This window comes from Okibacterium endophyticum (genome assembly GCF_054780075.1).
Genome location: NZ_BAAGXA010000006.1, coordinates 72,421 through 85,002 on the forward strand (window position 1 = coordinate 72,421; position 12,582 = coordinate 85,002).

Here is a 12,582-nt window from a genome sequence, read left to right on the forward strand (position 1 = left end):
CCTTTTGGAGCGGCGAGCCGCGGCATACGATGTCGCCAGGCTCCGCCGGCAGCCCCGCCGCGTCGGCGCTACGCGCTACACCTTTTGTGACGCGCGCCCCTAGCTCGGATAGCGCGTCACAAAAGGTGTAGCGCGTGCCGAAGGGGTCGAGGGCCGAAGGGGTGAGGAAGGAGGGGCCGAGGGAGGGGCGAGGGGAGGGAGGCACGGTCAGGCGTCCGCCGCCGTGATCGCCTCCGCCTCTTCGAGCTCGGAGCCGATCCGTCCGTTCGCGCGCGCGAGTGTGCGACGGCCGAGGACGACGATGAGCAGGGCGACCAGCGCTGATCCGGCAGCCGCCCAGAACGGCGTGGAGGCCGAGAGCAGGTGCGCGAGCTCGGTCGCGACCGGCGGAGCGACGGCCCCACCGAGAAACCGCACCCCGGAGTAGGCGGATGACGCCACCGGTCTCGGCAGATCGGTGGCCTCCATCACGCTCTCGGTGAGCACCGTGTTCAGCACACCGAGCACGAGTCCCCCGATCACAACGCACGTGATCAGCCCGGGCACGGAGTCGATGAGCATGGCAGCCGCGGCAAGGTCGAACGACAGCAGCAACATGGCGATCCAGATCACACGCGTTCTCGGCATCCTCTCGGTGAGCATGGGGGCGACGAACACGCTTGTGACGGCAAGCCCGATACCCCAGCCGAAGAACGTCAGGCCCAGGCCCATGGCGTCGAGGCCGAGTGGGAACGGTGTGTATGCGAGCAGCACGAAGAAGGCGATGTTGTAGAAGAGCGCTGTGGATGCCAGCACGGCGAGAGCGGGAACGGCGAGCGCCTTGAACGGCGCAGAGAGCCGGACCGGCCGGCGAACGGCACCCCCGGCATCCGGTTTCGATTCAGCGAGCAACACAACGATGGCGATGAACCCGATGGCCATCAGTGCGGCCGTTCCGAAGAACGGGCCCCGCCAGCTCAGGCTGCCGAGCAGACCGCCGAGCAGGGGACCGATCGCGATACCGAGCCCGAGTGCGGCCTCGTAGAGCACGATCGCAGCGCTGGAACCACCCGATGCCGCGCCGACGATGGTCGCGAGCGCTGTCGAGATGAAGAGCGCGTTGCCGAGCCCCCAGCCCGCGCGGAACCCGATGACGGCGTCGACGTTGCCAGACGATCCTGCCGCGAGCGCGAAGACGACGATGAGGGCGAGCCCGATCAGCAGGGTGCGCTTCGCCCCGATCCTGCTCGACAGCCAGCTGGTGAAGAACATCGCGACACCTGTGACCACAAGATACGAGGTGAAGAGCATCTCGGCTTCGGTGGGCGTCGCGTCGAGGTCGGCCGCGATGGACGGCAGGATCGGATCGACGAGGCCGATGCCCATGAAGGCGATCACACACGCGAACGCGACGGCCCACACGGACTTCGGCTGATTCACGATGGCACGGATGCCGGCGGCGGGCACGGCCGGCGCCTCGGTCTGCCCGGCGCTCACTCTGAGTCCCGCTTCGACGCGATCACGGCCACGGCGACACGATCGCGGAGCACCTCGACGGTGAGCCGCATGGCCTCTGCCTCGTTCTCGTCGAGATCGCCGAAATACGGCACGAGCGCCTCGGCCAGCTGCTGTCTCCACGCGTTCAGCTCGCGTTCGCCCGTCGGCGTGATGGCCAGCTGCCACGCGCGACCGTCCACGGGATCGGCTATGCGTTCGATCCAGTCGATCTCGTGCAGGTTGCTCACGATCTTCGTCATCGTGGGCTGTGTCACACGGCTCTGCCTGGCCAGTTCGCCGAGCCGGACCGGGCCGAGGGCATAGAGCACGCTGAGGGTGCGCCAGACCGCCGGTGATTGTGTGCTGTCAGAGGCTTGTGCGGCGAGTCTGGTCACCCGGTGCGAGACCGAGACGAGATCACCGAGCAATCGGGTGAGTTCCGCCGAGGCGTCCGATGAACGCTGCTCGCGCGCGTCTGGGGTGGTTTCTGTGGGGTCGATGATGTCTGTCTGTGTCACCCCATCATTATATAGCCCACCTATATAGATTTGCCGCCGCAGACCCCCGACCCCTTCTCGACCCCTCTCGATCGCCAGAGCGCGGCGGCGCGAACCAGAGACTGCAGCACAGAGGTCTCGAGTCCGCAGAACGACGGACGACACGGGACGGCGGACGACACGGGACGAGCACGCAGAAACGGACGCCGCCCCGTGGAGGGGGCGACGCCCGTTCGCTCGAGACCATCGGACAACGGATGCCGAGCATCCGCATGTCAGAGGGTCAGGTATGCATTCCGCCGATCGGCGGACGCTGCTGCACTCTTATGAATCCGCCCTTGCGGGCAACGATTACTTGAGGGTGACGGTAGCGCCTGCCTCTTCCAGGGAAGCCTTTGCCTTCTCGGCGGTCTCTTTGTTCGCACCCTCGAGCACGGCCTTCGGAGCACCGTCGACGACAGCCTTGGCCTCGCCGAGGCCGAGCGAGGTGAGCTCGCGGACGACCTTGATGACCTGGATCTTCTTGTCGCCTGCAGCCTCGAGGACGACGTCGAAGGAGTCCTTCTCCTCGACCTCTTCGGCAGCGGCGCCACCGCCGGCAGCAGCCGGGCCTGCGACGGCGACGGGGGCGGCAGCGGTGACCTCGAAGGTCTCCTCGAATGCCTTCACGAACTCGCTCAGCTCGATGAGCGTGAGACCCTTGAACTGCTCGAGCAGCTCTTCAGTTGACAGCTTTGCCATGATTTCTCTCCTTAGTTTCGATGTACTCGTTCCGCGTGCGAGGGTGTTGCCCTACGCAGCGGACTCCTGCTTCGCACGCAACGCGTCGACCGTGCGAACGGCCTGAGACAGCGGTGCGTTGAACAGATATGCGGCTCCGAACAGCGAGGCCTTGAAGGCGCCGGCAAGCTTGCCGAGCAGAACTTCACGGGACTCGAGGTCGGCGAGTTTGCCTACCTCTGCAGCGGTCAGGGCGTTACCGTCGAAGTAACCCCCCTTGACCACCAGGAGAGGGTTTGCCTTGGCGAAGTCGCGCAGGCCTTTCGCGACGGTGACAGGGTCGCCGTGCACGAAGGCGATCGCCGAGGGGCCCTGAAGCTCGTCGTCGAAAGCAGAGATCCCGGCGTTGTTCGCCGCGATCTTGGTCAGCGTGTTCTTCACCACGGCGTAGGTTGCGTCCACACTGATCGACTTGCGCAGCTCCTTGAGCTGAGCGACAGTGAGGCCGCGGTACTCGGTCAGCAGTACGGCTGTCGAACTCTGGAATTTCTCCGTGAGTTCGGCAACCGAGGCTTCCTTGTTCGCCATGGCCACTCCTTAGATGTTGATTGAGTGACGGATGCTCACGCATCCGTCAGCCTCGAACCGAGGGCAGATGGGCACAAAAAAAGCTCCGGCGCAGAGGCACGGAGCTCGAGGAGCGGATGCGAGGCACCCGCCTGTCACTTCATACACCTGCGCGGGCTGCCTCTTTCGAGAACCTTCGACGGGACGCACTTCTGCGCACACCGAAACCTGCGGTCTTTGGCTTGTGTCCAGAGTACGTCACCCGGGCGGCATCCGCCAAATCGGGATGCTGGCTGCCTCGCCGTGTTGTGGCACCGATCCGGGTGCGGCCGAGGAACCTGCCCCTCGAGAGGCCGCAGGCGGCACACTGCGTGGTCATCGATCACCGTTCAGGGGGCGAGTGGCAGCTTTATGCAGAAGAGGGTGTCACCCGGTTCGCTCGTCGCAGAAACGGCTCCGCCGTGGGCTTCGACCACCGCGGACACGATCGCGAGCCCCAGCCCCGTGCTGCCCGTGGTGCGAGCACGCGAGGTGTCTGCACGCACAAAACGCTCGAACACGGTCTCGGCGATCGACGGGTCGATGCCGGGACCGTTGTCGTGCACAGAGATGACGGCGGTACGCGCTCCCCCGGCTTCTCCGTCATCGCCGGCGACAGCTCCGTCTTCAATCGAGAGCGAGGCGGTGACCCTGGTGCCGACCGGCGTGTGCACCCGAGCATTCGCGAGCAGGTTCGCAACGACCTGATAGAGCCGGGCGGAGTCGCCCGTGACGGTAACCGCGTGATCGGGAACATCGAGCACCCAGTCGTGGTCTGCAGACACGGCTCTCGCATCACCGATCGCGTCGGCGACGAGAGAACCGAGATCAACGGGATCCTTGGCGAGTTCCCGCCCCTCGTCGAGACGGGCGAGCAGCAGCAGGTCTTCGACGATGGCCGTCATCCGCTTGGTCTCGCTCTCGATGCGGGTGAGCGCGTGCGCGGCATCCGGCGGCATCTGCTCCCCCGAGAGTCTCGTCAGCTCCGCATAACCGCGGATCGATGCGAGGGGCGTGCGCAACTCATGGCTTGCGTCGGAGACGAACGCGCGCACCTTGTTCTCACTCGCCTGGCGCGCCGTCAGCGCGTGGGACACGTGCCCGAGCATCCTGTTGATCGACGCGCCGACGCGGCCGACCTCGGTGTTCTCGTCGCTGTCGCCTTCTGGCACCCGCGCCGAGAGTGCGACCTCACCGCGGTCGAGTCGCATGGCGCTCACCTCGCTCGCGGTCTTCGCCACCCGGTCGAGCGGCGCAAGGGCGAGACGCACTATCGCGTACGCGGCCGCGGCCGCGAGGCCGAGTCCCGCGAGAGCGACGAGCATCACCACCCAGATGAGCTCACGAACAGTCGTCTGCGTGTCGATGAGCGGCAGACCCACAACAAGGGTCGAGCCGTCGAGCACCTCTGTCGCCATCACGCGATACTCGCCGAGACCGGAGCCGAGGTTCACCGAGACCGGGGCAGACCCGGGGTCGACGGTGATCAGGTCATCGAGCTTGATGTCTCGCAGCGGCTCGCTGTCCGCCCCTCTCAGATACCCGGCGAAGGTCACAGCACCGTCTCTCACGATCGCACCGAACGTCCCCGTCGGGTTTCCCGGATTGTTGAGGAACTCGGGCGCAGACGGCACAACAGGGGTCGAGGGGTTCCCGTTGTCGGACGACGCCACAAGCACGGAGGAACGGGCGATCGCGTCGGCCAGCTGCTCGTCGACGCGATTGACCATAAAGGTCTGAACGGCCACCACGCTGATGGTGCCCACGATGATCGAGACCAGCGCGATCAGCGCGACAGTCGCCGCGACCAGGGTGCGCCGCAGCGGCCAGCGTGAGAGCAGTGTGCTCACGCAGGTTCAGCCGCCTTGATCATGTATCCGGCACCACGGACCGTATGGATCATCGGGCTCCGGCCTGCATCGATTTTCTTGCGCAGATATGAGATGTACAACTCGACGACACTCGCTTTGCCCTCGAAGTCATAACTCCAGACCCGGTCGAGGATCTGGGCTTTGCTCAGCACCCGGCGCGGGTTGCGCATAAGGTAACGCAGCAGCTCGAACTCGGTCGCCGTCAGCTCGATCGTCTCGCCCGCACGCTCGACCTCGTAGCTGTCTTCGTCGAGGCGCAGGTCTCCGACGGTGATCATCGGGTCGTTGACGGATGCCGTGAGCGCTGTCCGCCGGATGAGGCCACGCAGGCGAGCCACGACCTCTTCGAGGCTGAACGGTTTGGTGACGTAGTCGTCTCCGCCCGCCGTCAGGCCGGCGATACGGTCGTCGAGCGAGTCCTTCGCCGTGAGGAACAGAACGGGTGTGTCGTCTCCGCCGACGCGCAGCCGCTGCAGAACGGTGAGTCCGTCGAGATCGGGAAGCATGATGTCGAGGACGATGGCATCGGGTTTGAAGTCGCGGGCGGCGTCGAGCGCCTGCCTGCCGTTGTCTGCGGTGCGGATCTCCCACCCTTCGTACCTCAGGGCCATCTTCAGCAGGTCGGTGAGGCTCGGCTCGTCATCGACGACGAGCACGCGGATCGCCGATCCGTCGGCACGACGAAGGGGTTCTGCTACCGGGTGAGAAGACGCGAAAGTGCTCATTCCTCCAAGTATCGCTCCCTTGCTATGCGAACACTATGAAGTGCTTGAGAACACGCCATGTCAGCACCGCCACCCCACGCATTCCGCCGATGACACCGGCGCGAGCAAAAGTCACAAGAGCAGGACGAGATCGCGCTCTCGCACCTCCTGAATAGTTGCCACAGGTCAACCATCTGTTATAGTTGATGTTCGTCAACTAACGGCCCAACGGCGAGCCGGCCGCATTCTCTTCAACGTCTGGAGCCGCACACCCGTGGCACACAAGAATCCCTCACCGTCCGAGCAGGCGCCCGTGACCGTCGGCGGTTCGCCCGGCCCCGCGCCGGCCGCAGAGCCCGCGCCCATGACCCACAGGCAGGTGCTCGAGGCGCTGTCCGGGCTTCTGCTCGGCATGTTCGTCTCGATCATCGCCGGCACCGTCGTCAGCACGTCGCTTCCGGTCATCATCTCCGACCTCGACGGAGACCAGGCGGCGTTCACGTGGGTCGTCACATCGACACTGCTCGCCACCACCGTGTCCACCCCGATCTGGGGCAAGCTCGCCGACCTGTTCAACCGCAAACTCCTCATCCAGCTCGCGCTCGTCATCTTCGTGCTCGGGTCTGCGCTCGCCGGGTTCTCGCAAGATACCGCGACGCTCATCGGTTTCCGCGTGCTGCAGGGGCTCGGCGCAGGCGGGCTGATGGCACTCAGCCAGATCATCATGGCCGACATCATCAGCCCGCGCGAACGCGGCAGGTATGCAGGTCTCTTCAGCGCCGTGATGGGCATCGGCACCATCGGCGGCCCCCTCCTCGGCGGTGTGCTCACGGACACCCTCGGATGGCGGTGGAACTTCTTCGTCGGCGTTCCGTTCGCCATCGTCGCGATCGTTCTGCTGCAGAAGACCCTGCACCTGCCCGCGCTGTCGTGGCGCAAGGTGTCGATCGACTACGTCGGAGCCGTGCTCATCGCTGGCGGTGTCTCACTGCTGCTGATCTGGGTGAGCCTCGCGGGCAGCCAGTTCGACTGGTGGAGCCTTTCGACGCTGTTCATGGTCGGCGGTTCCGTTGTCATGCTGGGTGTCGCCGTGGTCGTCGAGCTCCGTGTGACCGAGCCGATCCTGCCGATGAAGCTCTTTCGCAATCGCACGTTCACTCTCGCCGTCGTGGCCTCGATCGCCGTCGGCGTCGCGATGTTCGGCACGTCGATCTTTCTCAGCCAGTACATGCAGATGGCGCGCGGCGCGACCCCGACGGAGTCCGGTCTGCTCACCCTGCCGATGATCGGCGGTATGCTCATCGCCTCGACGATCGTCGGCAACCTGATCACGAGGTTCGGCGTCTGGAAGCCGTACATGATCGCTGGAGCCATGTCGCTGACCGCGGGTATGGGCCTGATGGGCACCATCCACTACGACACGAGTTATCTGCTGGTGTCGATCTACATGTTCCTTATGGGTGCCGGTATCGGCATGGTCATGCAGAACCTCGTGCTCGTGGTGCAGACGGCCGTCCACCCGCGAGAGCTCGGAGTGGCCAGCTCTGGAGTCACATTCTTCAGAAGCCTCGGAGGCACGATCGGTGTCTCCGCCATGGGCGCCGTCCTTGCGAGCCAGGTCACAGCCCACCTGAGCAACAGCGCGGATGCCCTGAAGCAAGCGATCGCGTCGCTCGGCGAACGGGGCGCAGAGGTGGCGGCGGCGCTGCAGAGTGGCACACTGCCCGATGTCAGCGAGCTTCCTGAGCGGGTGCGCGTCATCGTCGAATCGGCGTACGGAAGCGGTGTCGCCGATATCTTCCTCGTCGCCGCCCCTGTCGCCCTGATCTCTCTTCTGGCCATCGTGTTCCTGCCGAAGCAGGAGCTCGGGACCAAAACGACACTCGAGCGGATGCGGGAGGAGTCGACGGTCGAACGGGCCGAAGACACGGTCATCGACCTGGCGAGGGCATCCGCCGGCGGCGCCCCCACCGGTGCGATCGAGACCCAGACACAGGACAAGGCGCGATGATGACGCACACGACGCCCGAGCCCGCGAACACCGGCATGCAGCCAGACCGAATAGAAGAGATCGACGAGGCCATCGCTGCCGTTGAACGCGAGTTCGGCATCATGTTCAATCGCGTGCGCCAGAACATACGACAGAGGGCCGCACGGATTCACCCGGATCTGCAACCGGTCGGGTTCAACGTCATCAGCGCCCTTGTGCGAGACGGCCCGCATCAGACGGGCCGCCTCGCCGAGGTTCTTATGGCAGACAAAAGCGTCATCAGCCGCACCGTCAAGCAGCTCGAAGAACTCGGACTCGTGTCACGCGAACAGGATCCCGCTGACGGACGCGCGCACTTCATCGTGGCGACCGACGACGGGCGAGACCGCTTCGAGGCCGTGATCGCTGCCGAGAAAGAGCTGCTCTACGAGCGGATGCGAGACTGGCCGGCCAGCGACGTCAATCGACTGGCCGACCTGCTCGTCAAGCTCAACGAGACCTTCCTGAGCCGAGCGACGACACCACGAGGTCGCCCCCATTCGGGTGAGTGAAGGCCGCTCTCGGGTGAAGGCCGCTGTCGGGTGAATCAGTGTGTCGGGTGAATCAGTGTGTCGGGTGAATCAGTGTGTCGGGTCATTCGGGTGAGTGTCATTCGGGTGACGGGATGCTCTCAAGGAATTCGCTGGCTCCACCTGCGTTGAAGCAGACGTGCAGCTCGTTCTCTATACCTCCGCTTTCTGTGCACCGTGTCATGCGGCGCGTGCGACGCTGGCGGAGGCCGAGCGGCTTGTTCCCGGCGCGAGGGTGGTCGAGCGGGATGTCGTCCGGCAGGAGAACCTCGCAGCGGCCGATGGTATCCGCTCCACACCGACGGTGATCGTGAAGAGAGCCGACGGCGCTGAGGTCTTTCGCGCTGCAGGTGCCCCCACACTCCGTCAGGTGCTCGCTGCGCTGTCACGAGCGCTCCCGCGAGAGACGCCGGCCACAGAGCCGGAAGCCGGGCCGCATCGGACGGCATCCGGTGCACACGATGCCAGGGCAGGCGCATCCGGCTCGCACCGACGACGATGATCGACACTCCGCCGATGAACAGCCCGATCAGCACGGCCCAGCCCAGGGCGGGGAGCGGACCGCCCGGCTGGCTGGGGTCCAGAAAGCTGTACGGGTACCATCCGTCGATCAGGCCGCGGATCATCGTGTAGCCCAGCCATCCGGCGGGGAACACAACGATGAGCCAGGTGCGCGACCACCTGACGACGTGTCTGCCCGGCATCACGATCCAGACGATCACCACGTAGACGACCCCGATGAGGTGAAGCATCTCGTTGGCCCACCCGACCTGGTTCACAACCGCGCGCAAGGCGAAATTGTATACAGCCCCGGTCGTGACCATGTAGGTGACCACACAGGCGAAGGCCAGGCTGTACCACGGCGGATCGGTGTCTCTTCGAAACGCGACGCACGAGCCGATCACGAGAACTGCCGCGGCAGAGGCGTTCGAGAGCGTTGTGAAGTAGCTGACGTAGTTGCCCAGATGCTCGAGCAGGCTCACCTCGACGAGCCGGTGGCTTCGCAGAAGCTCGTCGATGATCGCAGCCACGATGATGGCCGCCACCGCAACGCGGATGACCCCTGTCGCCACTCGCATGATGCTTATGGTATAGCCCGAAGGCGCTCGCGGGGATCGAGTCGGCGATCGTGTCAGTCCTGTGAGCTGAATGCGGCGTCGAAAGAGCTCTCCGGCGGCTTCCGGAGAAGCGACCTGATAGAGCTCACAGTCTCTGCGGCGACGTGCAGTCGATCCATGCCTGCGTCTTCCCACTCGATCGAGATCGGCCCGGCATAGCCGATCGCCCTGAGCGCTCTGAACGCGTCTTCCGGGGAACATCGCCGTGCCCCGTCGAGACGACATCCCATCCACGACGCGGGTCACCCCGGGGCAGCTGAGAGCCGAGCATCCCGCCCGGCCGTTGTGCTCACGCATCCTCGTGCCTCCGCAGGTCTCGGTGGCGCCGCCAGGCGGGCGAGCAGAACGTCGCCCGGCGTTACCGGCCCGTAACACTGCCGAATTGTTGACCCGCTTGACTGGTGTCAGGCAACGACGACAGGAGTGAGATGCGTGACGGCGTTGGCATCGCGTGGCAGACTCGCAACGTGACGATGAACGACATTCCCGAGACCATGCTCGCCGCGGTGATCGATGAGCCCGGTCCTGCGGAACAGCTCCATCTGGCGACGGTCGACACACCCGTCCCGTACCTCTCAGAGGTCGTCGTGCGGGTCGTGGCGGCCGGGCTCAACCCGATCGACGCGAAGACCCGGGCCGGAAGAGGCGTCTCATCTGGGCTCGTCTACCCGGCCGTCCTCGGCTTCGACTTCAGCGGCGTTGTGGTGAAGAGCCCGTTCGAAGCCCATCCCCTCGCCCCGGGCACCGAGGTGTACGGCATGTCGTCGCTCCCTCGGGCCGGCGGCAGCTATGCGCAGTACGTCACGGCATCCAGCCTCTCGCTCGCGCGCAAGCCCGCGAGCCTCTCTCACGTCGAGGCGGCAGGGGTGCCGCTCGCTGCCCTCACCGCCTGGGGCATGGTCGTCGAGATCGCCAAGGCGCATCGGGGGCAACGGATGCTCGTGCACGCCGGCAGCGGAGGCGTCGGTCATTTCGCCGTGCAGTTCGCACGCTACTTCGGCGCCCACGTCATTGCCACGGCGTCGTCGCGCAACCTGGACTGGTTGCGCGAGCTGGGTGCGTCAGAAGCGATCGACTACACGTCGACCCGTTTCGAAGACGTTGTGCACGACGTCGACGTGGTGATCGACCTCATCGGGAACGCGGCAGAGCACACCGGAAGCCGGTCGCTCGGCGTTCTGAAACCAGGCGGTCTCATCATCAACGCGCCGACGGGGAGCTGGCCGGAGTTCCTCGACGAGGCAGAGGCCGCCGGAGCGCGGGCGACCACCTTCAAGCTCGCACCCGACGGCGACACGCTCTCCACCGTCTCGCGTCTGCTCGAATCCGGCGACGTGCGGGTCTTCGTCGACCAGATCTTTCCACTCGGCGAGGCAGCGGCTGCACATCGCGCGCTCGAGACCGGTCACACCCGCGGCAAGATCGTGCTCTCCGTCTCTGACCACTGACACTGAGCACCCCAGTGCCACCGAGCACCGGGCGCGACCGAGCACGTCGCGCTCGCGCGGGTGCCTGCGTCGTGCGCGGGGGTGTGAACTCCCGCGCACGAGGCAAACACCCGCGCATGACCGGCTTCGAGGTCTGCGGCGCGCCGATTCGCGCATCAGCATCAGGGCCACGCCGATCAGCTGGCGGGCAGTGTCCGACCGAGCGTGCAGAATAGGCGGGTGGGTTCCGCTTATCTCGATCGTGTCGTCGCGAACTCGACCGATCGGGTCGCGTGGCTGAGAGCGCGTTCACGCGGAATCACCGCGACCGACGTGGCGAAGCTGTCCACACAGCGCTCGATAGATGCCGCGGCGACAGCCAAACTGCACGGCACCGGTTTCGGCGGCAACGCCTTCACCGATCACGGGCGAGTGCGTGAACCGGAGATCGCCGCCTGGGTCGCCGCGACGCACGGCATCCGCCCCTCGTCGACGCTCTACCACGCCGAAGTCGAACGCCGCCACCTCGCCACCCCTGACGGCCTCGCCGAAACACAGGACGGCCACCTGATACTCGCAGAGATCAAAACAACCGCAAAGCCCTGGCGCTCGATACCCCGGCAGTATCTGCGACAGGTCTGGTGGCAGCAGTACGTGCTCGGGGCAGAACGGACGCTTGTGGTGTGGGAACAGCACAAGGACTTCGTTCCCGTCGCCGACGAGCCGCTCTGCCGCTGGGTCGACCGCGACGATCGCGAGATCACCTCGCTCGTCGCCCTCGCGAACGCCCTGATCGACGAGCTCCACAGGCGCACGACGAAGCCCGTGTCACGGTACCTCGTGAACGACGACCCCTACGAACTGGTCTGACCGCCGGACTGGCCTGGCCGCCGGACTGGCCTGGCCGCCGGACTGGCCTGGCCGCCGCGTGCCACCTTCGGTCCTCGTTCAGAACACGTATTCCATCACGTGGTCGTCGTGCAGTTCTGGCCCCATCGCGAATCGCTTCGACCCCACGACCACGAATCCTGTGCGCATATAGAACCTGATGGCACGAGCATTGTGCTTGTTCACCCCGAGCCACACGCTCGCCGCACCGAGTTCGAGCGCTTTCGCGAGTGTGGATGCCATCAGTGCAGAAGCCATACCGGTTCCGTGGACGTCCTGGTGCAGGTAGACCTTGCTGAGCTCGAAAGAGGGGGTAGCCCTCAGCAGCCTTCTGACCGAGGGATGGGCCTCTTCTGCCACGAGCATGGTATAGCCGCGAGCTTCACCGTCGATGTCTGCGATGAGGATCGTGTGCTGCGGGTCGGCCAGATACTCGCGAAACCGCTCGGCGCTCAGATGGGCGCTGATGTGTTCGGCGATCGCCTCTGGCGCACTCCCCGGCGGGCAGGCAAGGGGAAAGGTCGCAGCAGCGAGTGCCGCGAGCCGTGTCTCATCGCCGGGCACCGCCAGCGCTATCTCGGGTGCGCTCACCCCTTGATTCTACGACTGCGTGCCTGCAGAGATGACGAGAGCCCCGCGCACTGAACCGGCCCCCGGGCGCCGGAACGGATTTCTCCGTTCCGACGTGCAGGGACCCGTCCACACGGCACGGGGCT

Annotated in this window: 12 protein-coding genes and 2 pseudogenes; 5 read left to right on the forward strand and 9 right to left on the reverse strand. The window is 65.5% G+C overall.

From position 1 onward, the window contains the following. Positions 1-207: 207 nt before the first annotated feature. From ACYVF5_RS08910 to ACYVF5_RS08935, 6 genes are all read right to left on the reverse strand, one after another. Positions 208-1,476 (reverse strand): MFS transporter, encoded by a 1,269-nt coding sequence (locus ACYVF5_RS08910; RefSeq protein ID WP_460945469.1) that lies wholly within the window; start codon positions 1,474-1,476, stop codon positions 208-210. Next, the gene (locus ACYVF5_RS08915) at positions 1,473-1,994 is read right to left on the reverse strand and encodes a MarR family winged helix-turn-helix transcriptional regulator (RefSeq protein ID WP_460945471.1); all 522 of its coding nucleotides are present in this window, start codon (positions 1,992-1,994) and stop codon (positions 1,473-1,475) included. The genes ACYVF5_RS08910 and ACYVF5_RS08915 overlap by 4 nt, the downstream gene beginning before the upstream one ends. A 330-nt stretch (positions 1,995-2,324) precedes the next feature. Continuing rightward, entirely contained in the window at positions 2,325-2,714 is a 390-nt protein-coding gene (gene rplL / locus ACYVF5_RS08920; RefSeq protein ID WP_460945473.1) for a 50S ribosomal protein L7/L12, read from the reverse strand. 51 nt (positions 2,715-2,765) lie between these two features. Beyond that, positions 2,766-3,281, reverse strand: coding sequence for a 50S ribosomal protein L10 (rplJ, locus tag ACYVF5_RS08925; RefSeq protein ID WP_460945475.1), 516 nt, complete (start codon positions 3,279-3,281; stop codon positions 2,766-2,768). 368 nt (positions 3,282-3,649) lie between these two features. Then, a complete protein-coding gene (locus ACYVF5_RS08930) occupies positions 3,650-5,149 on the reverse strand; it encodes a sensor histidine kinase (protein WP_460945477.1) in 1,500 nt (499 codons plus the stop codon). Then, positions 5,146-5,895, reverse strand: coding sequence for a response regulator transcription factor (locus ACYVF5_RS08935; protein ID WP_460945479.1), 750 nt, complete (start codon positions 5,893-5,895; stop codon positions 5,146-5,148). Before ACYVF5_RS08935 ends, ACYVF5_RS08930 begins: the two co-directional genes overlap by 4 nt. A 343-nt stretch (positions 5,896-6,238) precedes the next feature. On the opposite strand from ACYVF5_RS08935, the gene ACYVF5_RS08940 reads away from it, so the two are divergent. The 3 genes from ACYVF5_RS08940 to ACYVF5_RS08950 all read left to right on the forward strand — a co-directional run bounded on the left by ACYVF5_RS08940 (position 6,239) and on the right by ACYVF5_RS08950 (position 8,935). Then, positions 6,239-7,885 (forward strand): MDR family MFS transporter, encoded by a 1,647-nt coding sequence (locus ACYVF5_RS08940; RefSeq protein ID WP_460945802.1) that lies wholly within the window; start codon positions 6,239-6,241, stop codon positions 7,883-7,885. Then, positions 7,885-8,415, forward strand: a complete 531-nt coding sequence (locus tag ACYVF5_RS08945; protein ID WP_460945481.1) for a MarR family winged helix-turn-helix transcriptional regulator — start codon at positions 7,885-7,887, stop codon at positions 8,413-8,415. The genes ACYVF5_RS08940 and ACYVF5_RS08945 overlap by 1 nt, the downstream gene beginning before the upstream one ends. 157 nt (positions 8,416-8,572) lie before the next feature. Then, positions 8,573-8,935: a thioredoxin family protein gene (locus ACYVF5_RS08950; RefSeq protein ID WP_460945804.1), complete on the forward strand. Its 363-nt coding sequence runs from the start codon at positions 8,573-8,575 to the stop codon at positions 8,933-8,935. Here ACYVF5_RS08950 and ACYVF5_RS08955 read toward each other — a convergent pair. Continuing rightward, positions 8,925-9,512, reverse strand: a pseudogene (locus tag ACYVF5_RS08955) (Pr6Pr family membrane protein); the annotation flags it as partial. The gene ACYVF5_RS08950 and the pseudogene ACYVF5_RS08955 sit on opposite strands and share 11 nt — an antisense overlap. Before the next feature lie 53 nt (positions 9,513-9,565). Beyond that, positions 9,566-9,863, reverse strand: a pseudogene (locus ACYVF5_RS08960) (sugar phosphate isomerase/epimerase); the annotation flags it as partial. Positions 9,864-9,979: 116 nt separating this feature from the next. Between ACYVF5_RS08960 and ACYVF5_RS08965 the strand changes: the two are divergent. Both ACYVF5_RS08965 and ACYVF5_RS08970 read left to right on the forward strand, forming a co-directional pair. Beyond that, entirely contained in the window at positions 9,980-10,999 is a 1,020-nt protein-coding gene (locus ACYVF5_RS08965) for an NADP-dependent oxidoreductase (protein ID WP_460945483.1), read from the forward strand. Between the two features lie 219 nt (positions 11,000-11,218). Then, entirely contained in the window at positions 11,219-11,848 is a 630-nt protein-coding gene (locus tag ACYVF5_RS08970) for a YqaJ viral recombinase family protein (RefSeq protein ID WP_460945485.1), read from the forward strand. Positions 11,849-11,926: 78 nt separating this feature from the next. On the opposite strand, the gene ACYVF5_RS08975 is transcribed toward ACYVF5_RS08970, so the two are convergent. After that, the gene (locus ACYVF5_RS08975; protein ID WP_460945487.1) at positions 11,927-12,457 is read right to left on the reverse strand and encodes a GNAT family N-acetyltransferase; all 531 of its coding nucleotides are present in this window, start codon (positions 12,455-12,457) and stop codon (positions 11,927-11,929) included. Positions 12,458-12,582 lie beyond the last annotated feature (125 nt).